This is a genomic window from Lysobacter changpingensis (assembly GCF_017308985.1).
Lineage (GTDB): Bacteria > Pseudomonadota > Gammaproteobacteria > Xanthomonadales > Xanthomonadaceae > Lysobacter_J > Lysobacter_J changpingensis.
Window position 1 is genome coordinate 268,455 of sequence record NZ_JADWPE010000001.1, and the last position, 21,280, is coordinate 289,734.

The 21,280-nt window shown below is 68.2% G+C and carries 21 protein-coding genes; 15 read left to right on the forward strand and 6 right to left on the reverse strand.

The window, feature by feature from the left end:
* Positions 1-212: 212 nt before the first annotated feature.
* The 3 genes from I4U41_RS01130 to metH all read left to right on the forward strand — a co-directional run bounded on the left by I4U41_RS01130 (position 213) and on the right by metH (position 5,074).
* Positions 213-1,190: an ArsR/SmtB family transcription factor gene (locus tag I4U41_RS01130; RefSeq protein ID WP_206858948.1), complete on the forward strand. Its 978-nt coding sequence runs from the start codon at positions 213-215 to the stop codon at positions 1,188-1,190.
* A complete protein-coding gene (locus I4U41_RS01135; RefSeq protein ID WP_206858953.1) occupies positions 1,187-2,317 on the forward strand; it encodes a homocysteine S-methyltransferase family protein in 1,131 nt (376 codons plus the stop codon). The genes I4U41_RS01130 and I4U41_RS01135 overlap by 4 nt, the downstream gene beginning before the upstream one ends.
* Before the next feature lie 66 nt (positions 2,318-2,383).
* Complete coding sequence (gene metH, locus I4U41_RS01140) at positions 2,384-5,074, forward strand: methionine synthase (protein WP_206858962.1); 2,691 nt, start codon at positions 2,384-2,386, stop codon at positions 5,072-5,074.
* 91 nt (positions 5,075-5,165) lie between these two features.
* On the opposite strand, the gene I4U41_RS01145 is transcribed toward metH, so the two are convergent.
* The 5 genes from I4U41_RS01145 to I4U41_RS01165 form a co-directional block, all read right to left on the reverse strand.
* Positions 5,166-5,858, reverse strand: a complete 693-nt coding sequence (locus I4U41_RS01145) for a DUF2058 domain-containing protein (protein WP_206858964.1) — start codon at positions 5,856-5,858, stop codon at positions 5,166-5,168.
* A 91-nt stretch (positions 5,859-5,949) separates the two neighbouring features.
* Positions 5,950-6,189 (reverse strand): SlyX family protein, encoded by a 240-nt coding sequence (locus I4U41_RS01150; RefSeq protein ID WP_206858965.1) that lies wholly within the window; start codon positions 6,187-6,189, stop codon positions 5,950-5,952.
* Between the two features lies 1 nt (position 6,190).
* Positions 6,191-7,531, reverse strand: coding sequence for a UDP-glucose dehydrogenase family protein (locus I4U41_RS01155; RefSeq protein ID WP_206858966.1), 1,341 nt, complete (start codon positions 7,529-7,531; stop codon positions 6,191-6,193).
* A gap of 83 nt (positions 7,532-7,614) precedes the next feature.
* Entirely contained in the window at positions 7,615-8,400 is a 786-nt protein-coding gene (bamJ, locus tag I4U41_RS01160) for a BamJ family beta-barrel-assembly machinery protein (RefSeq protein ID WP_206858967.1), read from the reverse strand.
* A gap of 142 nt (positions 8,401-8,542) precedes the next feature.
* Complete coding sequence (locus tag I4U41_RS01165) at positions 8,543-9,478, reverse strand: FKBP-type peptidyl-prolyl cis-trans isomerase N-terminal domain-containing protein (RefSeq protein WP_206858968.1); 936 nt, start codon at positions 9,476-9,478, stop codon at positions 8,543-8,545.
* Positions 9,479-9,878: 400 nt separating this feature from the next.
* Here I4U41_RS01165 and I4U41_RS01170 point away from each other — a divergent pair, with 400 nt between their 5' ends.
* The 6 genes from I4U41_RS01170 (at position 9,879) to I4U41_RS01195 (ending at position 14,407) form a co-directional block, all read left to right on the forward strand.
* Positions 9,879-10,286 (forward strand): hypothetical protein, encoded by a 408-nt coding sequence (locus I4U41_RS01170; RefSeq protein WP_206858969.1) that lies wholly within the window; start codon positions 9,879-9,881, stop codon positions 10,284-10,286.
* Positions 10,287-10,289: 3 nt separating this feature from the next.
* Complete coding sequence (locus I4U41_RS01175; RefSeq protein WP_115840567.1) at positions 10,290-10,658, forward strand: GntR family transcriptional regulator; 369 nt, start codon at positions 10,290-10,292, stop codon at positions 10,656-10,658.
* Positions 10,655-11,545 (forward strand): ABC transporter ATP-binding protein, encoded by an 891-nt coding sequence (locus I4U41_RS01180; protein WP_206858971.1) that lies wholly within the window; start codon positions 10,655-10,657, stop codon positions 11,543-11,545. The genes I4U41_RS01175 and I4U41_RS01180 overlap by 4 nt, the downstream gene beginning before the upstream one ends.
* Positions 11,542-12,600: a hypothetical protein gene (locus tag I4U41_RS01185; protein ID WP_425492446.1), complete on the forward strand. Its 1,059-nt coding sequence runs from the start codon at positions 11,542-11,544 to the stop codon at positions 12,598-12,600. Before I4U41_RS01180 ends, I4U41_RS01185 begins: the two co-directional genes overlap by 4 nt.
* A gap of 254 nt (positions 12,601-12,854) precedes the next feature.
* Positions 12,855-13,688: a DUF4097 family beta strand repeat-containing protein gene (locus I4U41_RS01190; protein ID WP_206858973.1), complete on the forward strand. Its 834-nt coding sequence runs from the start codon at positions 12,855-12,857 to the stop codon at positions 13,686-13,688.
* Between the two features lie 44 nt (positions 13,689-13,732).
* Complete coding sequence (locus tag I4U41_RS01195) at positions 13,733-14,407, forward strand: YggN family protein (protein WP_206858975.1); 675 nt, start codon at positions 13,733-13,735, stop codon at positions 14,405-14,407.
* A 219-nt stretch (positions 14,408-14,626) separates the two neighbouring features.
* Here I4U41_RS01195 and I4U41_RS01200 read toward each other — a convergent pair whose 3' ends face one another.
* Positions 14,627-16,069, reverse strand: coding sequence for a class II fumarate hydratase (locus I4U41_RS01200; protein WP_206858976.1), 1,443 nt, complete (start codon positions 16,067-16,069; stop codon positions 14,627-14,629).
* 134 nt (positions 16,070-16,203) lie between these two features.
* Here I4U41_RS01200 and purB point away from each other — a divergent pair, with 134 nt between their 5' ends.
* The 6 genes from purB to I4U41_RS01230 all read left to right on the forward strand — a co-directional run bounded on the left by purB (position 16,204) and on the right by I4U41_RS01230 (position 21,037).
* Positions 16,204-17,574, forward strand: a complete 1,371-nt coding sequence (gene purB, locus I4U41_RS01205; protein WP_206858977.1) for an adenylosuccinate lyase — start codon at positions 16,204-16,206, stop codon at positions 17,572-17,574.
* Positions 17,575-17,662: 88 nt separating this feature from the next.
* Positions 17,663-18,034, forward strand: coding sequence for a nuclear transport factor 2 family protein (locus I4U41_RS01210; RefSeq protein WP_206858978.1), 372 nt, complete (start codon positions 17,663-17,665; stop codon positions 18,032-18,034).
* Between the two features lie 24 nt (positions 18,035-18,058).
* Entirely contained in the window at positions 18,059-18,460 is a 402-nt protein-coding gene (locus I4U41_RS01215; RefSeq protein ID WP_206858980.1) for a VOC family protein, read from the forward strand.
* Positions 18,457-18,858: a VOC family protein gene (locus tag I4U41_RS01220; protein ID WP_206858981.1), complete on the forward strand. Its 402-nt coding sequence runs from the start codon at positions 18,457-18,459 to the stop codon at positions 18,856-18,858. The genes I4U41_RS01215 and I4U41_RS01220 overlap by 4 nt, the downstream gene beginning before the upstream one ends.
* Positions 18,855-20,132 (forward strand): ribosomal protein uL16 3-hydroxylase, encoded by a 1,278-nt coding sequence (locus tag I4U41_RS01225; protein WP_206858982.1) that lies wholly within the window; start codon positions 18,855-18,857, stop codon positions 20,130-20,132. Before I4U41_RS01220 ends, I4U41_RS01225 begins: the two co-directional genes overlap by 4 nt.
* A complete protein-coding gene (locus I4U41_RS01230; RefSeq protein ID WP_206858983.1) occupies positions 20,129-21,037 on the forward strand; it encodes a GNAT family N-acetyltransferase in 909 nt (302 codons plus the stop codon). The genes I4U41_RS01225 and I4U41_RS01230 overlap by 4 nt, the downstream gene beginning before the upstream one ends.
* The last annotated feature ends 243 nt before the right edge of the window (positions 21,038-21,280 follow it).

A 21,280-nucleotide genomic window follows, 5' to 3' on the forward strand; every position in this document is an offset into this window, starting at 1 on the left:
CAGCCTGCGAATTGTAGCCGGCCCGTGCGGGATTCGCAGGTACGCCAGGGTGGTCGGACGCACGGACCCGCGCGATTCCGCCCGTTTTCGAACAATCCCGCACGCGCGGCACCGGAAAGCGAGCGCTATCACCGTCCTGCTTGCCGCCCTGCTTGACCCTGGCCCCCTCGCGGGCCGAAACTTATCGCTGTATCGCGATAGGTTGATGAAGCATGGATCTGGAAGGCTGGTCCTCACGGCTCAAGGTGTTCGCCGACGCCACGCGGGTGCGCCTGCTGGCGCTGCTGGAGCGCGAGGAACTCACCGTCGCCGAGCTGTCCGCCATCACGCGCCTGGCCCAGCCGCGCGTGTCCACCCACCTGTCCAAGCTGAAGGAAGCCGGGCTGGTGCGCGACCGCCGCGCCGGCGTGTCGGCCTACTATCGCTTCGACGATGGCGCCCTCGATGGCGCGCAGCGCGCCCTGTGGAGCACCCTGCGCGAAGGCAGCGACGACCCGCTGCTGCGCCAGGACGCCGAACGCGTCGCCGACGTGCTGGCCTCCCGTGCCGCCGACCAGAACTGGGCCGACACCGTCGCCGGCGACATGGAGCGCCATTACTCGCCGGGCCGGACCTGGGAAGCGATGGCCCGTTCCGCGCTGCCCCTGCTGGAGCCGGGCGACGTGCTCGACGTGGCCTCCGGCGACGGCGTGCTTGCCGAACTGCTCGCCCCGCATTCGCACCGCTACGTGTGCCTGGATTCGAGCACCAAGGTCGTGCTCGCCGCGTCCGAGCGCCTGCGCCGGCTGAAGAACGTCGAGGTGCGCGAGGGCGACATGCACGCCCTGCCCTTCGACGACGCGCATTTCGACCTGGTGGTGCTGATGCACGCGCTCACCTACGCCGAGCATCCCGCGCAGGCCGTCGCCGAGGCCGCGCGCGTGCTGCGCCAGGGCGGACGGCTGCTGCTCACCAGCCTGGCGCGCCACGAACACCGCAACGTGGTCGAAGCCTACGGCCACGTGAACCTGGGCTTCGGCGAGAAGGACCTGCAGAAGTTCGCGACGAAGGCCGGCATCGAGGTGACGAGTTGCGAGACCGTCACGCGCGAGCGCAGGCCGCCGCATTTCGAGGTGATCGCGTTGATCGGGAAGAAGCCGGGGACCGGTGACCGGACACCCGCGGAAAAGCGCACGAGGAAGGCATCATGAACGTCGAAGTCAAAAGCAGCTCGCCGATCGCGACCTCCCTGCCCTGGCTCAACCCGCAGCGCGCCCAGGCCCTCCAGCGCCTGCTCGCCGAACGCATCCTCGTGCTCGACGGCGCCATGGGCACGATGATCCAGCAGCATTCGCTGGACGAAGCCGCGTATCGCGGCGAGCGCTTCGCCAAGGGCTACGACCACGCCTGGGACCACGTCGAACACGTGCACGAGGACAACTGCGGCTGCGCGCGCGACCAGCGCGGCAACAACGACCTGCTGAGCCTGACGCAGCCGCAGATCATCCGCGGCATCCACACGCAATACCTCGACGCCGGCGCGGACCTGATCGAGACCAACACGTTCAACTCGACCACCGTGTCGCTCGCCGACTACGGGCTGGAACACCTCGCGCGCGAGCTCAACGAAGCCGGCGCGCGCCTCGCACGCGAAGCCTGCGACGCCGCCGAAGCGAACGATCCGTCGCGCCCGCGCTTCGTGATCGGCGTGCTCGGCCCCACCAGTCGCACCGCCTCGCTCAGCCCGGACGTGAACCGCCCCGGATTCCGCGCGATCACTTTCGACGAACTGCGCGTCGCCTATCGCGAAGCCGCCGACGGCCTGATCGACGGCGGCGCCGACGTGCTGATGGTCGAAACCGTGTTCGACACACTCAACGCCAAGGCAGCGCTGTTCGCGATCGAGGAAGCCTTCGACGCGCGCGGCGTGCGTTTGCCGGTGATGGTGTCGGGCACGATCACCGATGCGTCCGGCCGCACCTTGTCCGGGCAGACGGCGGAAGCGTTCTGGTATTCGCTGCGCCACGCGCAACCTCTCGCCATCGGCCTGAACTGCGCGCTCGGCGCGAAGGACCTGCGCGCGCACGTCGACGTGCTGGCGCAGGTCGCCGATGCGTACGTCAGCACGCACCCGAACGCTGGACTTCCCAACGCATTCGGCGGCTACGACGAAACGCCGGAAGACATGGCGGACGTGCTCGGCGAATTCGCCCGCTCCGGCCTGCTCAACCTCGTCGGCGGCTGCTGCGGCACCACGCCGGCGCACATCGCGGCGATCGCGAAGGCGGTCGAGGGCGTCGCGCCGCGTGCGCTGCCGTCGCTGGTCGCGGCGGCCTGATCGTTGGTCGCATCGAACCGAACCCCTCGTCTTTCCGCGCCAACGCGAACGGATTCCCCGACCGTAATGACCCTCTCCCTTCCCCGCCAGACGCGCCTCAGTGGCCTGGAGCCGCTGCAGATCACGCCGGAAAGCAACTTCATCAACGTCGGTGAGCGCACCAACGTCACCGGCAGCGCGCAGTTCAAGAAGCTGATCCTGGAAGGCCGCCTCGACGAGGCCGTCGTGGTCGCGCGCCAGCAGGTCGAGAACGGCGCGCAGGTGATCGACGTCAACATGGACGAAGGCCTGCTCGATTCCGAGCGCGCGATGGTCGAGTTCCTCAACCTCATCGCCGCCGAGCCGGACATCGCGCGCGTGCCGGTGATGGTGGACAGCTCGAAGTTCAGCGTGATCGAGGCCGGCCTCAAGTGCCTGCAGGGCAAGGGCATCGTCAACTCGATCTCGATGAAGGAAGGCGAAGCCGAGTTCCTGCGCCAGGCGCGACTGGTGCGCCGCTACGGCGCCGCGGTGGTCGTGATGGCCTTCGATGAAGCCGGCCAGGCCGACACCATCGAACGCAAGATCGAGATCTGTTCGCGCGCGTACAAGCTGCTGACCGGTGAAATCGGCTTCCCGCCGGAAGACATCATCTTCGACCCGAACGTGTTCGCCATCGCCACGGGCATCGAGGAACACAACGATTACGCCGTCGCCTTCATCGAGGCCACGCGCGAGCTGAAGCGGCGTTTCCCGTTCAGCCACATCTCCGGCGGCGTGTCGAACGTATCGTTCTCGTTCCGCGGCAACGAACCGGTGCGTCAGGCGATCCACGTCGTGTTCCTGTACCACGCGATCAAGGCGGGCATGGACATGGGGATCGTCAACGCCGGCGCGCTGCCGTTGTACGACGACCTGGACGCCGAATTGCGCGAGCGTGTCGAGGACGTCGTCCTCAATCGCCGGAGCGACGCGACCGAACGCCTGCTGGAAATCGCCGACCGGTACAAGGGCAGGAAGGGCGAGAAGAAGGTCGAGGACCTCGCGTGGCGCGAAAAGCCGGTGCGCGAACGCCTGTCGCATTCGCTGGTGCACGGCATCGACCAGTACATCGAGGCCGACACCGAGGAGGCGCGCGTGCAGGCCGCGCGTCCGCTCGACGTGATCGAAGGTCCGCTGATGGACGGCATGAACGTCGTCGGCGACCTGTTCGGCGCGGGCAAGATGTTCCTGCCGCAGGTGGTGAAATCCGCGCGCGTGATGAAGAAGGCGGTCGCCTACCTGCTGCCCTTCATCGAGGCCGAAAAGCTGCGCACCGGCGACGTGGGCAAGTCCAACGGCAAGATCGTGATGGCGACCGTCAAGGGCGACGTGCACGACATCGGCAAGAACATCGTCGGCGTCGTGCTGGCGTGCAACAACTTCGATGTGATCGACCTGGGCGTGATGGTGCCGGCGCAGGTGATCCTCGATCGCGCGAAGGCGGAGAACGCCGATCTTGTCGGGCTGTCCGGCCTGATCACCCCGTCGCTGGAAGAGATGAGCCACGTCGCGCGCGAGATGCAGCGGCAGGGTTTCGAAGTTCCGCTGCTGATCGGCGGCGCCACCACGTCGCGCGCGCACACCGCGCTGAAGATCGATCCGCACTACAAGTCGCCGACCGTGTGGGTGAAGGACGCCTCGCGCGCGGTCGGTGTCGCGCAGTCGCTGATCAGCCCGGACCTGCGCGGCAATTTCGTCGCCGCCAACGACGCCGATTACGCCGAGATCCGCCAGCGCCACCGCCAGCGCGGCGACGGCAAGCGCCTGGTGTCGCTGGAAAAGGCGCGCGGACAGCGCTTCGACGGCGGTTGGGGCGACTACACGCCGCCCGCGCCGAGGCAGCCCGGCGTGCACGTGTTCGACGACTACCCGCTCGCCGAACTCGTCGATTACATCGACTGGACGCCGTTCTTCAACACCTGGGAACTGGCGGGCAAGTATCCGGCGATCCTCACTGACGAAGTGGTCGGCGCGCAGGCCAGCGAGCTGTATCGCGACGCACGCGCGATGCTCAAGCGCATCGTCGGCGAGAAGTGGCTGACCGCGAAAGCCGTGTTCGCGCTGTGGCCGGCGAACGCGATCGGCGACGACGTCGTCGTCGATGCGGACGGCATGCAGACCACCCTGCACTTCCTGCGCCAGCAGGTCGACAAGCCGGCCGATCGTCCGGATTTCTGCCTCGCCGATTTCATCGCGCCGAAGGACAGCGGGCGGCAGGACTGGATCGGCGGCTTCGCGGTGACGGCGGGGCTGGGCATCGAGGAACACATCGCGCGTTTCGAGGCCGATCACGACGACTACAACGCGATCCTCCTCAAGGCGCTCGCCGACCGTTTCGCCGAAGCGCTGGCCGAACGCCTGCACGAGCGCGTGCGCAAGGAATTCTGGGGCTACGCCGCATCCGAATCGCTCGACAACAATGCGCTGATCGACGAAGCCTACGTCGGCATCCGCCCGGCGCCCGGTTATCCGGCATGCCCGGAACACAGCGAGAAGGCGACGCTGTTCCGCCTGCTCGACGCGGAAAACAGGGCCGGCGTGCGCCTGACCGAGAGCTTCGCGATGTATCCGGCGGCGGCGGTGTCCGGCTACTACTTCAGCCATCCGCGCAGCCAGTACTTCGTCGTCGGCCGCGTATCGAAGGAACAGGTCGAGGACTACGCGCGCCGCAAGGGCGTGAGCCTCGCGCAGGCGGAACGCTGGCTGGCGTCGAACCTCGACTACGACCCGGAGTGATCCGGGCGCGAGGCGGAACAGGAATCGAGCGAGCGGCTGCGCTCGCTCAGCGTCGAAGAACGCGCGCGGCGGATCGGCGCGCGCGCCGCGATCACCACACCAGGTCGTCCGGCACCTGGTATTTCGGATCGGCGTACGGATCGTCCTCGGCCGGGGCGTTCGGATCGACCTTCAGCGCGACCGCAGGGGCGAAGATCGTTTCGGCCTGCGCGAGCAGGTCGGCGGTCACCAGCAGGTAACGACCGTCCATCTGCAGCACGCCGAGTTCGCCGGCGTTGAGCTGCTTGAGCTGCGCGTCGTTGACGTAGATGCGCTTGATCTTCCCGCCATAGGGGAAATGGCGGGCGATCTCGGCGGCGGCGTCGTTCAGCGCCTGGTCCTTGACCAGTTCGGCGAGCTTCGCGCGCGCCTCGCGACGCTTGCGCGCTTCTTCCTGCTTGGCGGCCTCGGCGGCGATGCGCTCGTCCTTCTCGCGCTGCGCGCGGATGGCGTAGGCCTTCGCAAGGTCGATGTCCTCGCGGCTTTGCGGTTTGCCGCCATGGCGCGAACCGGGCTTGCGCGCATCCGGCTTGCGGCCGTCCGGACGGCGGGCATCCGGGCGACCTTGCGGCTTCGCGCCTTGCGGCTGCGCGCCCTGCGTCTGTGCACCGTGTGGCTTTCCACCCGATCGATGGTCCGGCTTGCCGCCCTTGGGATGCGGCCCCTTGGCATGCGCGGGACGCTCGGGCTTGGGCGCGGGCTTGAAGCCCAGGCCCATCAACTGGTCGCGGAGGCTGTTGCTCATGATGCTGCTGCGAGAAGGAAGGACTGCAGGCCGAAGTATAGGCAGCCGGAGGCGCCCGCGCGCGGCCCGGCCGCACGCGGTTCGCCGGCGATCAGTAATGCGGCGGGGGCGGTTCCTGCGAGGGATCGGCGGCGAACGGGTTCGACGCGAGCGCTGCGCGCATCTGCCGCAGTTCCTCGATCACGCGGTGCATCGCCAGCGCGTTGCGCGCTTCCTCGTCGCGCGAGGCGGCCAGCGCGTCGCTGAGTTCCGACAGCGCCTGCTCCTGGAACGCGACGCGCATTTCCAGGTCGACCAGGCGCCGTTCGAGTTTGTCGCGTTCGCCGGTCATCTCAGGCCTTCCGGATCGAGCGCCCGCGCCCGATGCCGTAATACGCCAGTCCCGCGGCCTCGACTTCATCCGGGTGGTACAGATTGCGGCCGTCGAAGATCACCGCGTCGGCCACGGATTGCTTCAGGCGCGCGAAGTCCGGGCTGCGGAACTGTTTCCATTCGGTGACGACCACCAGCGCATCGGCGTCGGCGAGCGCGGCGCGTGCGGAATCGCACAGCACCAGGTCGTCGCGATCGCCGAAGATGCGGTGCGCTTCCTCGCTCGCTTCCGGGTCGTACGCGCGCACCTTCGCGCCGGCATCCCACAGCTGCTGCAGCAGGCGGCGGCTGGACGCTTCGCGCATGTCGTCGGTGTTCGGCTTGAACGCCAGGCCCCACACCGCGAACGTCTTGCCTTTGACGTTGCCGTCGTAGTGGCGCTGGATCAGCTCGAACAGGTGGCCTTTCTGCTGCTCGTTGACGCCTTCCACCGCGCCCAGCAACTGCGCGGTGTAGCCGTGCTGCTGCGCGGTGCGATGCAGTGCCTGCACGTCCTTCGGGAAGCACGAGCCGCCGTAACCGGCACCCGGGTAGATGAAGTGCCAGCCGATGCGCGGGTCCGAACCGATGCCCTGTCGCACCATTTCCACGTCCGCGCCCACGCGCTCGGCGATGTTCGCGATCTCGTTCATGAAGCTGATCTTGGTCGCCAGCATCGCGTTGGCGGCGTACTTGGTCAGCTCGGCGGAGCGCACGTCCATCACCACGATGCGCTCGTGGTTGCGGTTGAACGGCGCGTACAGGCGCTTGAGGCGTTCCACCGCGTTCGGGCTCGCCGAACCGATGACGATGCGGTCCGGACGCATGCAGTCGTTGACCGCATCGCCTTCCTTGAGGAACTCGGGATTCGACGCGACTTCGAACGCGATGTCGGCGCCGCGCGCGCGCAGCTCTTCCGCGATCGCCGCCTGCACCTTGTCGGCGGTGCCGACCGGCACCGTCGACTTGTTCACGATCACCGACGGGCGCTCCAGGTGCTTGCCGATCGTGCGCGCGACCGCCAGGACGTACTTGAGGTCCGCGCTGCCGTCCTCGTCCGGCGGCGTGCCCACGGCGATGAAGATGACATCGCCGTGACCGATCGCCGCCGCCGCGTCGGTGGTGAAACTCAACCGGCCGGCGGCATGGTTCGCCTTCACCATCGGCTCCAGGCCGGGCTCGTAGATCGGGATCACCCCGCGGTTGAGGCCTTCGACCTTGGCCTGGTCGATATCGACGCAGACCACGTCGTGGCCGACATCGGCCAGGCAGGTTCCGGTGACCAGGCCAACGTAGCCCGTTCCGAAGATGGTGACGCGCATGCAGTTACTCCGAGCGTGGCGAGGGGTGCACGGTAACCAGTGGCGAGTGAAGAGCCTGCTCGCTTCCGGTTCTCTTCACCCGTTTACTGCTTGCCCTGCCCCGGCTTCACGATGTCCAGCAGCTCGACTTCGAACACCAGCGTCTGGTTCGGGCCGATCGGGCCGGCGCCCTGCTCGCCGTACGCGAGCTTGCTCGGGATCCAGAAGCGGAACTTGCTGCCGACCGGCATCAGGGTCAGGCCTTCCTGCCAGCCCGGCACCATCTGCGCGAGCACGAACGTCGCCGGCTCGCCACGGTCGTAGGAGCTGTCGAAGGTCTTGCCGTCCAGCAGCGTGCCCTTGTAGTGCGCGCTGACCACATCGGTCGCCGTCGGCTTGGGGCCCTTCCCCTCGGTGACGACCTGGTACTGCAGGCCCGAAGCGGTCGTGGTGACGCCCGGCTTCTTCGCGTTCTCCGCGAGGAACTTCGCGCCGGCTTCCTCATTGTTCTTCGCATCGGCCTTGAGCTTGGCGATCTGCTGCTCGCGGATCTTCTTCGCGAACGTCTCGCGGATCTCGCCGGCCTGCTTCTCGTCGAGCAGCGGCTTGCCGCCTTCGAGCGAGGTCTTGAGCGCCTTGTGCAGCGTGTCCAGGTCGATCTCGCCCTTCACCGGTTCCAGCGAGCGCGCCATGTCCATGCCGATCATGTAGCTGACCTGTTCCTTCTCCGTCGCCAGGCCCGGGATCGCCTGCGCGCCGTCCTTGCCGGCCTCGGCGGTGGCGGCATCCTTTTTCGCTTCGGTGTCGGCGGGCTTGTTGCAGGCGGCGGTCAGCGCGGCGAGCGAAGCGACGGCCAGGGCGAGGCCGGTGTGGCGCGGGGTGAACTTCATCGGGCAAGGGCTCCAGTGGTGAAGGATCGCCGGAACGGAAAGCCCGTCCCGACGCTGCGGCCTGACAAACTGCCAGCGGCGAACTGAACGACAGGCGTACCGCGGCGATGCGCGATACGCCCGGTGTCCGGTCGTCGCGGTGTTACAGGATGCCCATCAGTTCGACGTCGAACACCAGCGTGGCGTTCGGGCCGATCGGGCCGCCCGGCGTGCCGTTGGCGCCGTAGGCGAGATCGCCCGGAATCCAGAAGCGGAACTTGCTGCCGACCGGCATCATGCCGACGCCTTCGGTCCAGCCCGCGATGACCTGGTTGAGCGCGAACTCGGCCGGCTGGTTGCGCGCGTAGGAGCTGTCGAACACGGTGCCGTCGAGCAGCTTGCCCTCGTAGTTCACGCGAACGCGGTCGGTGGCCTTCGGACGCGGGCCCGAACCCTGGCGGATCACCATGTACTGCAGGCCCGAACCGGTCGTGATCACGCCCTTCTGCGCCTTGTTTTCGGCGAGGAACTTCGCGCCCTCGGCCTTGTTCTTCTCGCCCATCTGCGCGGCCTGCGCCTGCATCCTGGCCTGCACCTTCTGCTGGAACGACTGGCGCACCGCGCCGAGCTCGGCTTCGCTGAGCAGCGGCTGGCCCTTGTCGAAGGCGGTGCGGATGGCCTGGATCACCACCGGCAGTTCCAGTTCGTCCTTGATCGGCGCGAGCGAACGGCCGACGTCGGCGCCGACCAGGTAGGCGACCTTGTCCTTCGGCACGTCCGGCGCCTTCGCGCCTTCCGGCGCCTGGCCGGTGCGCACGGCGATGCGCTGCATCAGCGCGGGGCCGACGGACTGCGCCTCGGTTTCGGTGATCAGCGGCTTGCCGCCGTCGAACGCGTTCTGGATGGCGCGCTGGAACGCGGCCAGGTCGATGTCGGGCGACAGCGGGGTGATGGACTGGGCGATGTCGGTGCCCACCATGTAGCTGTTCTTTTCTTTCTCGGTCGTCAGCACGCTCTTGTCCTGGGCATAGGCCGCCGCGCCGATCAGCGTGGCCGCAGTGGTAAGCAACACGGCGGCGCCGCGCATCATTGCCTTCATCGGGAACCTACTCCGTATGGGTGTCGTCGTCCGGCGTCTGCCGGCGCCTTGCGAAGCGCCATCGTGTTGCGGCGCGCGCAAGCCGTGCATTGTCGCGGCACGGGCGCGCGGCGGCAATCGCCCGGCGTTCGTGCACGCGATGCATGCACCTTGTGCTGGAGCCGGACGAGATCCGGGAGAGCATCGCCGCGCATCGCCCGGCGCGCCAGCGGACATCCACCGCAAAGACAGGAGACCGCCCGGGGCCGATGCTTGGACGTTCGCCCGCCGCCGGCTGAACGGGTCCCTGGGCGACCGCTCGTCGGCTATGCCATCAGTTGGGTGGAAGCCGGTTGACCGGTCGTATTTTGGTGTTATAGTTGCCTACAACACCGGTCTACTAACGAGCAGGACGTTCACCATGAACCGCAGGTTCCAGAACTCCCTCACGGCCCTCCTGGCTTCGGCCTCGACCCTGGCGCTGTGCCTGGCGCTGGCGATGCCGGCTCCGCACGCCGCGCAGTCCCGCGGCGTCGCGCTGCGGCTGGGTCCGGTCGACGCGACCTTCACGCCGAGCGACACCTCGCGCAGCCAGCGCGAACACCTCGACGCGCTGACCCGCAGCATCGAGCGCCGTACCGACCGGGTCGAATCCCTGGCCGACGCGGCGACGCTGGCGGCCGAGATCGCCACCGCCACGGCCCTCGCCAAGGCCGTGTCGGAAGACACCGAACGCGACAGCGACACCGAACACAAGGCACGGACCGCCGCCCGGCATCGCCGGCAAACCCTAGTCATGCCTTATTTCTCATTCGCACCGCGGGGCTGAACCATGACCGCAATCCAATGGAGCGACGGCGCTCCGATCTATCGCCAGCTGAAGGATCGCGTCATCGCGATGATGCTCGACGGAATCCTGAAGCCGGGGGACGCCCTCCCCTCCGTGCGCCAGGTCGCCGCCGAGTACCAGCTCAATCCCATCACCGTCTCGCGCGCCTACCAGGAACTGGCGGACGAGGCACTCGTCGAGAAACGCAGGGGTCTTGGCATGTACGTGACCGAAGAGGCGGCAAAGAAACTGCTGTTCAACGAACGCGAACGCTTCCTGCGCGAGGAGTGGCCGCTGGTGCTCGAACGCATCCTGCGGCTGGGCCTCACCGCCGAAGACCTGCTCACCCCGGCCAAGGCAGGCTCGCCATGAACGCCTCCGCTTCGCTCGTCTCCGCAGCCGCCCCGGTCGTAAGCGCCCGCGGCCTGCGCAAGGCCTACAAGAACAAGCTCGCTCTGGACGACACCGCGTTCGAGATCCCCGCCGGCCGCATCGTCGGCCTGATCGGTCCCAACGGCGCGGGCAAGACCACCGCGCTGAAGGCGATCCTCGGACTGATTCCGTTCGAAGGCGAGCTGCGCGTGCTCGGTCGCGATCCGCGCACCGAACGCGACGAACTCATGCGCGATGTGTGCTTCATCGCCGACGTCGCGGTGCTGCCGCGCTGGATCCGGGTGAAGGAAGCCATCGACTTCGTCGCCGGCGTGCATCCGCGCTTCGATCGCGCCAAGTGCGAACGCTTCCTCGCCCACACCCAGCTCAAGCCGCAGATGCGCGTGCGCGAGCTGTCCAAGGGCATGATCGTGCAGCTGCACCTGGCGCTGGTGATGGCCATCGACGCGCGCCTGCTGGTGCTCGACGAACCCACGCTGGGCCTGGACATCCTCTACCGCAAGCAGTTCTACCAGCGCCTGCTGGAGGACTACTTCGACGAGGAGAAGACCATCCTGGTCACCACGCATCAGGTCGAGGAAATCGAGCACATCCTCACCGACGTCATGTTCATCCGCGACGGCAAGGTCGTGCTGAACAACGACATGGAAACGCTCGGCGAGCGCTTCACCGAAGTGATGGTCAACGGTGACCGCACCGGTGACGCGCGCGCGCTGAAGCCGATCGACGAACGCGCCCTGCCCTTCGGCAAGACCGTGATGCTGTTCGACGGCGTGCCGCGCGAGCACCTCGCCGGCCTGGGCGAAACCCGCACGCCGGGACTGGCCGACCTGTTCGTCGCCACCATGAAGGGGACCTACGCATGAACGCGATCAATGAATCCCACGAGCTCCCCCGCTCCACCGCCGTGGCGACGAAGCACCCGACGCACACGTTCAAGATGCTGCTCAAGCGCGAGTTCTGGGAGCACAAGGGCGGCTTCCTGTGGGCGCCGCTGGTGGCTGGCGGCATCCTGCTGCTGCTGACGCTGATGGGCGTCGGCGCGGGCGAGGTGTTGCTGCGCAAGGTGCCCGACCGCGCGACGATCAACGTCGAAGGCGGCAGCTTCCAGGTCAACGGACTCGATCTGTCGCAGCTGACCGCGAACATGAGCCCGAGCGAGCTGCACGAGTTCGGCGGCGTCATCGACGCGAGCCTGTACATGGCCGCGAGCTGGCCCTTCATCGTGCTGGCCTTCGTGGTGTTCTTCTACTGTCTGGGCAGCCTGTACGACGACCGCCGCGACCGCAGCGTGCTGTTCTGGAAGTCGCTGCCGATCTCCGACCGCGACACGGTGTTGTCGAAGGTCGCCAGCGCGACGCTGATGGCGCCGGCGATCGCCGCCATCGCGGCCATCGCGACGGTGTTCGGTTCGATGGTCCTCTACAGCTTCGTCGTGGTGCTGCACGGCGGGAACCCGATCTCGATGCTGTGGGGTCCGGCGAGCCCGCTCAAGGTGAGCCTGCACCTGATCGCCTCGATCCCGGTCTATGCGCTGTGGGCGCTGCCGACCGTGGGCTGGCTGATGCTCTGCTCGGCCTGGGCCCGCAGCAAGCCGTTCCTGTGGGCGATCATGATCCCGGTGTTCGCCGGCATCTTCGTCAGCTGGTTCGACCTGATGCAGCTGTTCGACCTGGAAACCGGCTGGTTCTGGAAGAACGTCGTGGCCCGCAGCCTGCTGAGCGTGGCGCCGGGTTCGTGGTTCGACGCGGCGCAGACGGCCAACGTCGACTTCGACGGCCCGCAGGCGGTGCACTCCCTGCTGAGCCTGCGCACGATGTATTCGGTGCTCGCCACGCCGCAGCTGTGGGTGGGTGCGGTGGCCGGCGCGGTGATGATCTTCGGTGCGATCCGCCTGCGTCGCTGGCGGGATGAAGGATGAGGCAGACCGCCGACGCGGCACCGCCGCGTGGCCTGCCGGATGACCGGCCATGGATGGCCGGGCCGGGTAACCCGAAGCCCGCAACGTAGCGCCACGATGGCATCGAGAACGCGTTCGAAGGCAGCGCAGGAGCACGAAATACCAGCACCAACGCTCGACAACGCCAGGCCCTAAGCTCCACCGGAGCCCCGTGCACGATGCAACCGTAGGCACGTCGAGCGCATCCCAGTAGGGCCTTTCACGGAGAGAACACCATGCGCAAACCCACCGTCGCCTTCGCCTTCCTGCCCCTCGCCCTGTTCGCCGGCCAGGCCCTCGCCGACGAATGCACCAATTCCGAACCGCGCAACCTCACCCTCGATTTCACCGGCGTGAAGTCGGTGATGTTCGAGATCGGTCCGCATGACCTCACCGTCAACGCCTCGCCCGGCGCGAAGGGCGCCGTGAAGGGCACGGCCTGCGCGTCCAATGCGGACCGCCTCAAGGAGCTCTCGCTCACCCAGCAGCGCGTGGGCGACAAGCTGATCGTGACCGCGAAGCGCCAGGACACGATCAACTTCAATTTCGGCGGCACGAACTACGCCTACCTCAGGCTCGATGCGAGCGTGCCGGACAACGTGCTGGTGCAGCTCGATGTCGGCTCCGGCGACGCGCGCGTGCACGGCGCCTCCGCGCTGAGCGCCGACGTGGGCTCGGGCGATGTCGAGGCGCGCAACATCCGCGGACTGGTCACGGCGGACGTCAATTCCGGCGACATCGAACTGGACACGATCGGTTCGCTGCACGTGCTCTCGGTCGGCTCGGGCGACCTGAAGGCGCGTCGGGTGAAGACCGACGCCAAGGTCGGGAGCGTCGGTTCCGGCGAGGTCGAACTGCGCGACGTCGGCGGCAACGTCAGCGTCGACAGCATCGGCTCCGGCGGGCTCGAGGCGAACCAGGTCGGCGGCGACGTCAACGCCGGCAAGATCGGCTCCGGCGGCCTCGATGCGCACGATGTCGGCGGCAACCTCACCGTGCGTCGCGTCGGCAGCGGCGGCGTCGACCACAGCGGCGTGAAGGGCCGCGTCAGCATGCCGTCCGACGACTGATCCTCACACCTGCATCCAAGCCACTTCCTCCAAGGACCTTCGCCATGACCCTGCGCCTCGTTGCCCTTGCCGCGACCCTGTCCGGCGCCATGCTGCTGTCCGCGTGCAGTGCCGATCCCTCCTCGCAGCAGGCCGCCCCGCAGCCGGCGAAAACCGGCGGAATCGTGTCCACCGCGGTGCAGGAGGCGCTGGCCGAGGCGAAGAAGGAAATCGCCGAAGGCAACATCAACATCGACAGCGGCAAGGACGGCAGGCGCGTCGAACTCTCGCCGAAGGGCGACCTGATCATCGACGGCGCGCCCGTGGCCGTGACGCCGCAGCAGCGTGCGCTGCTGCTCGAGTATCGCCGCCACGTGGTCGACGTCGCCAACGCGGGCATGCAGATCGGCTTGCACGGCGCGGACCTGGCGACGCACGCGGTGACCGAATCGCTGAAGAGCGTCTTCACCGGCGGTTCCGACGACGACATCGAACGCGCGGTGAAAGCGCAGACGTCGAAGGTCGAAACCGCCGCGCTGCAGCTGTGCGATGCGTTGCCGGGGATGATGGAAGCGCAGAACCGTCTCGCCGAGGCGCTGCCGGAATTCAGGCCTTACGCGGACCTGACCCAGTCGGACATCGACGAGTGCCGCAGCGACGCGAAGGACAAGGGCGACAAGGTTGCGGCTTCGGCGGCGGAGGAAGCGGCGGAGGCTTCGGAGGCGCCTTCGAGGCGGTAAGGCGCGGGCGTTCGACTTGCGACCAGGGGACAACACAGCACTGTTCCGCCACGACTGTTCATCGCGTCCGCTTCGTCGCCCCTCACCCCACCCCCTCTCCCGCTGGGAGAGGGGCTTGAGAGCGAGACGCCGAGCCGTCAGGCGATCAGCTCCCACTTCGATCATTCCAGCGATTCGCTATCCCGATTCCTTGCGGCGAACGAACAACGGCGCGGGATCTCACCCGCCGCCACCGCCCCCCTCATGGATCCCTCCGCGCGTCAGCGCCGCCGGATCCAGCAGCGCGCGCAGTTCCTTCACCGGCAAGCCGCTCAGTTCCGCCGCCATGTCGAGCACCGGCCGGCCCTCCTTGTAGGCCTGCTTCGCGATCGCCGCCGCCTTCTCGTAGCCGATGATCGGATTGAGCGCCGTGACCAGGATTGGATTGCGGTCCAGCGCCTCGCGCACGCGATCGGGCCGCGGCTTGAGGTCGGCGATCGCGCTGTCGGCCAGCAGGCGCATCACGTTGCCGAGCAGCTGGATCGAATCGAGCAGGTCGTAGGCGATCAGCGGCAGCATCACGTTGAGCTGGAAATTGCCGCTCTGCCCGGCCACCGTGATGGCCGTGTGGTGGCCCATCACCTGCGCGCAGACCATGCAGGTCGCTTCGGGAATCACCGGGTTCACCTTGCCCGGCATGATCGAACTTCCCGGCTGCAACGCCGGCAGTTCGATCTCGCCCAGGCCGGCCAGCGGCCCGGAATTCATCCAGCGCAGATCGTTGGCGATCTTCATCAGCGCGACCGCCAGCGCGTTCAACTGGCCCGACAGCTCGACCGCATCGTCCTGCGAGGCGATGCCTTCGAACTTGTCGTCGGCCGAATCGAACTTCACGCCCGACAGCGCCGACAACGCCTTCGCCATGCCCTTGCCGAAACGCGCGTCGGCGTTGATGCCGGTACCGATCGCGGTGCCGCCGATCGGCAGCCGCCGCACGCGCACCAGCGCATCCTCGATGCGCGCCTGCGCCGACGCCAGCTGCGACGCCCACGCGCCGAACTCCTGCGCGAACGTCAGCGGCATCGCGTCCATCAGGTGCGTGCGGCCGGTCTTGGTGATCTTCCCCAGCGCCTTGCCCTGGCGCTCGATCGTGCGGCGCAGGTGTTTCAGCGAGGGAAGCAGCTGCCCGCTCGTGGCGATCAGCGCGCTCACCCGGATCGCCGTGGGGATCACGTCGTTGGAACTCTGGCCCAGGTTGACGTGGTCGTTGGGATGGATCGCCTTGGCGGTCCGGCCCGACGCGTTCGCCAGCGCGGCGATCACCTCGTTGGCGTTCATGTTGCTGGAGGTGCCCGAACCGGTCTGGAACACATCGATCGGGAACTGCGCGTCGTGTTCGCCCGAGGCCACCGACAGCGCGGCGGCGCGGATCGACTGCGAGGCGCCCTTGCCGAGCAGGCCCAGGCCACCGTTGACCTCCGCCGCCGCGGCCTTGATCAGGCCCAGCGCGCGGATGAACTCGCGCGGCATCGGACGGCCGGAGATCGGGAAGTTCTGCACCGCCCGCTGCGTCTGCGCGCCCCACAGGGCCTGCGCGGGCACCTGCAGTTCGCCCATGCTGTCGCGTTCGGTACGGAAGCCGCTGTCGCGGCGGGGCTGCCTCGCCTTTGCCTGCCTGGGCATCGAATGGTCCTCCGGTTCGAAGGCCCCGAGCTTACGCCGGCCGCGTTGCGCGCGTATCGCCCGGTGGCCGGCCGCGAGGGCCGCGCCGGACAGGAGTAGTAGAATCGCGGTTTGCCTCGCCCATGAACCCCGCCATGTCCGTAGAAGCCCAGCTGCTAGCCCTGTCCCCGCTCGATGGCCGCTATGCCGGCAAGGTCGACGCGCTCCGCCCGATCTTCTCCGAGTACGGCCTGATCAAGGCGCGCGTGAAGGCCGAAGTGGAATGGCTGCTGGCGCTGGGGGCCGAGCCGGGCATCGTGGAACTCGCGCCCTTCTCCGATGCCGCCGCCGCGCGCCTGCGCGGGCTGGCCGACAAGCTCTCGCCGGCCGACGCCGCGCGGGTGAAGGAGATCGAGCGCACGACCAATCACGACGTGAAGGCGGTCGAATACTTCATCAAGGAGCGCCTGAAGGACGACGCGGAGCTTGGCCCGGCGCTGGAATTCGTGCACTTCGCCTGCACCTCCGAGGACATCAACAACCTCAGCTACGCGCTGATGCTCAACGAGGCGCGCCAGTTCGTGCTGCTGCCCAAGCTCGATGCGCTGATCCAGACGCTGCGCACGATGGCGCACGAACACGCCGCCCTGCCGATGCTCTCGCGCACGCACGGCCAGACCGCGTCGCCGACCACCGTCGGCAAGGAAATCGCCAACGTCGTCGCGCGCCTGCAACGCCAGGGCGAAACGCTCGCCGCCGCGCGCATGCCGGGCAAGATCAACGGCGCGGTCGGCAACTACAACGCGCATGTCGCCGCCTATCCGGACATCGACTGGCCGGCGTTCTCCGAGCGCTTCGTGCATTCGCTCGGCCTGAACTGGCAGCCGTACACCACGCAGATCGAGCCGCACGACGGCATCGCCGAGATCTGCGACGCGCAGCGCCGCATCGACACCATCGCGATCGATCTGTGCCGCGACATCTGGGGCTACATCTCGCTGGGCTACTTCAAGCAGGCGGTGAAGGCCGGCGAAGTCGGCTCCTCGACCATGCCGCACAAGGTCAACCCGATCGACTTCGAGAACGCCGAAGGCAACTTCGGCATCGCCAACGCGTTGTTCGAGCACTTCGCCGCGAAGCTGCCGATCAGTCGATGGCAGCGCGACCTCACCGACTCCACCGTGCTGCGCGCGCTCGGCACGGCGTTCGGCCACGCGCTGATCGGTTTCGACGCGTTGCAGCGCGGCCTGGGCAAGCTCAGCGCCAATCCGCAACGACTGGCCGAAGACCTCGACGCCGCGTGGGAAGTGCTGGCCGAAGCGGTGCAGACCGTCATGCGTCGCCACGGCCTGCCGAACCCGTACGAGCAGCTCAAGGCGCTCACCCGTGGCCAGGGCATCAACGAAGCGTCGATGCGCGAGTTCATCGGCACGCTGGAGCTTCCGGCCGCCGACAAGCAGCGCCTGCTCGACATGACGCCCGGCAGTTACGTCGGCCTGGCCGAGAAGCTGGCGCGCGACATCTGATCCATCGCGACCGCCTTCGCCGCGTTCTGACCGGCGCGTCACGGCGCATCGCCGAGACTGGCGGACACGTCCCCAGCGGAGCCGCGCCGTGACCGTCCGGAACCCGATGACCGAAGTGCTGGAGATCGAACGCGGCTTCTGGAACGCCGCGGGCGACGTCGAGTACTACCGCACGCACTTCTTCGACGACGGCCTGATGCTGCTGCCCGGCATTCCGCGCCCGCTGGACAAGGAAGCCGTGCTGTCCTCGGTCGCGGGCGCCGCGCCGTGGAGCGGGTTCGAGATCGAGGACATCGCGTTCTCCGAGCCCGCGACCTTCATCGCCGTGCTCGCCTATCGCGTCCGCGCCACGCGCGCGGATTCGCCCGAACCCTATCGCGCGCTCGTTTCGAGCGTGTACCTCGCCGTCGGCACCGACTGGCGTCTGCTCAGCCACCAGCAGACGCCGCTCGACGACTGAGCCGGCGGGAACCACGGAGCACGAATGCACGGAGACGCCCCCGCCAGCGGCCTATGCGATTACGCGCAGGGCGTGATCGAAGTGGTCGGCCCGGACCTCGACGCCATGCTGGCGTTCTATGGCGCCATCGGCTTCGAAATCGCGCGGCGCAGCGGTGGTTTCGCCGTGCTGCAACGCGAAGGCCAGCGCCTGTTCGTCGCACAGGCGGACGACGCCCCGACGATGCACCGCTGGATCAGCCTGCGGCTCATGACGGACGAGGTCGACGCGTTGCACGACCGGCTGCGAGCGCGGGGCGTTACCATCGTGCACCCGCCCGGCGATCGCCCCTACGGCCTGCGCGAGTTCGTGGTGCGCGATCCGAACGGGCTGGACATCCGCTTTTCACAACCGATCGCCCGGCACCCCATCGCATCGACGCCATGAAGCTCCTGGTCAACATCGACGTGCCCGACGTACGCAAGGCCGAAGCCTTCTACGTCGCAGCCTTCGGATTGACGCCGGCGCGCCGTTTCGGCGACGACAGCGTGGAGCTGCTGGGTTTCGAATCCCCGCTTTACCTGCTGCGCAAGGACGCAGGTTCCATCGGCGCCGGCGCATCGGCCCGCCAGTACGCGCGCCATTGGACGCCGGTGCATTGCGACGTGGTCGTCGACGACCTCGATGCCGCACTCGCGCGCGCCCTCGCCGCTGGCGCCACGCAGGAAGGTTCCCTCCGCGAAGCCGACTGGGGCCGCATCGTCGCCATTGCCGATCCGTTCGGCCATGGCTGGTGCCTGCTGCAGTTCCTCGGCCGCGGCTACGACGAGATCGCCACGACATGACCCGCAAGACCGCATCGAAGAAATCCCCGATCACGAAGGTCGCCTCCAGGAAGAGCGCAGCGAAGGCCGCGCCCACGTCAAGCGGGCTGCCCATCGAGATCGACGCCCGCGCGCTTCCGCCGCTGGGCATGACCCCGCAACGCTTCCTGCGCGATTACTGGCAGAAGCGCCCGCTGCTGATCCGCAACGCCTTCCCCGATTTCGAAACGCCGGTGCAGCCCGAAGACCTCGCCGGCCTCGCCTGCGAGGAAACGGCGCTGTCGCGCATCGTCATGCACGATCGCGCGAACGATCGCTGGACGCTGCGCCACGGCCCGTTCGAGGAAGACGAATTTCCCGGCATGCCGCACCAGGACTGGACGCTGCTGGTGCAGGACGTCGACAAGTGGGACGCCGACGTCGCCGCGCTGCTGGAGCATTTCCGCTTCCTGCCGCGCTGGCGCATCGACGACGTGATGATTTCCTTCGCCGCGCCGGGCGGCTCGGTCGGCGCGCACGTGGACCAGTACGACGTGTTCCTGTTGCAGGCGTACGGGCATCGGCGCTGGCAGATCGACGCCGGCGCGAATCCGCCGCTGGATTTCCGCCCCGACGTCGAACTCAAGCTGCTGCGCGAATTCACCGCGACCCACGACTGGGTGCTCGGCCCGGGCGACATGCTGTACCTCCCGCCCGGCGTGCCGCACAACGGCGTGGCCGAGGATGCGTGCCTGACCTTCTCGGTCGGCATGCGCGCGCCATCGGCGGCGGAACTGCTGGGCGATTTCGTCGACACGCTCGCGGCCGATGCCGACGACGCGTTGCGCTACACCGACCCGGACCTCGCACCGGCGGCCGATCCGAACGAGATCGACGTGGCCGCGATGAACCGCGCGGTCGAAGCGCTGAACCTGTTGCGGATGAACGATCCGGACCGCCTCGGCGACTGGTTCGGCCGCTTCATCACCGTGTATCGCGCGGCCGGCGAAGTGCACGGCGGCGAAACGCGTTCGCGCATCGAGATCGAATGGGACCTGGAGCACGGCGCGGCGCTGCATCGCCATCCGTGGTCGCGCATGGCCTGGCGCCGCGCGCACCGCAAGGGCGAGCCGGCGCGGCTGTACGTCAGCGGGCAGGATTATCCGCTGCCGGCCGAAGACGCGGCGCTGATCGCCGACGCGGCGCAGCTCGACGGCGCCGCCTACGCCGCGTTGTCGGATGCGGGCCGCGACCTCGTGCAGGGCCTGGTCCGGTCCGGCCACTACGCGCTCGCCGTTCCGGACGAAGAGGAATGAGCGGCCCTGACGCCCTCTTCCGCGTCGAGGCGGTCGGCTTCGAACAGGCCACCGCCGACCTGCACGCCGTCCGCGACGTGGTCTTCGTGCAGGAACAGGGCGTACCGGTGGAAATCGAACGCGACGCGCTCGACCCGCTGAGCCGGCACGTCCTCGCACGCGACGCCCAGGGGCGGCCGATCGGCACCGGCCGGCTCACGCCCGACCGCCGCATCGGGCGCATGGCGGTGCTGCCGGAATGGCGGAATCGCCGCGTCGGCGAGGCGCTGCTGAAGGCGCTGCTGGAGCAGGCGCGCGAGCTGCGCTGGAACGAAGTGACGCTGCACGCGCAGGTGCCGGCGATGGCGTTCTACGCGCGGCAGGGTTTCCTTCCCTTTGGGGAGCGTTTCGTCGAAGCCGGGCTCGATCACCAGTCGATGCGGCTCGTGCTCGGCGCGGTCAATCCGGTGCTGCGCCGCGATGCCGGCCTGGCCGCGGTGCTGGGCGTGATCGAAGGGGCGCGGCGGCAGTTGCTGGTCTACAGCCGCGACCTCGACCCCGGCCTGCTCGACACCCCCGAGGCGATGGCCGCGCTGCGCCGTTTCGCCGTGGGCGGCGGCGAGGTGCGGGCGCTGCTGCACGACCCCGAGGCCCCGCGGCGCGCGCTCGCCCCGCTGATCGGGCTCTCGCAGCGGCTGCCCAGCGCGTTCGCGTTCCGCGCCATCGAGGAGCCGGTGGACCGCGACTATCCGTCCGCCTACGTCGCCAACGACGGCGGCGGCTGGTACTTCCGCGCGCTCGGCCACCGGTTCGAAGGCGAAACCCGCCTGGACGACGAAGCCCGCGCCCGGCAGCTGCGCGCGCATTTCGCGCCGGTCTGGGAACGGGCCCGGCCGTGCACGGAATACCGGGCGCTGGGGATCTGAGGCGGCCCGCCTTCACATCCGCACCGATCCGCCCTGCCCTTGAACCCGCGCCCCGCGCCCAAACGCTATTCCCGGGCCGTCCGGAAGCCCTGTCGCGCCCGCGGCGCGTCCGCTTTTCGCGATCCGCCCACATGCCCGATTCGACGTTGGTGTTAGCCGTTTGTCGGCGGGCAGGGGCTATAATTCCGAATCTTGGCGCCTGAATAGCCGAGCTCGTGCAATCCAGGCTCACTCCGCCTTCTC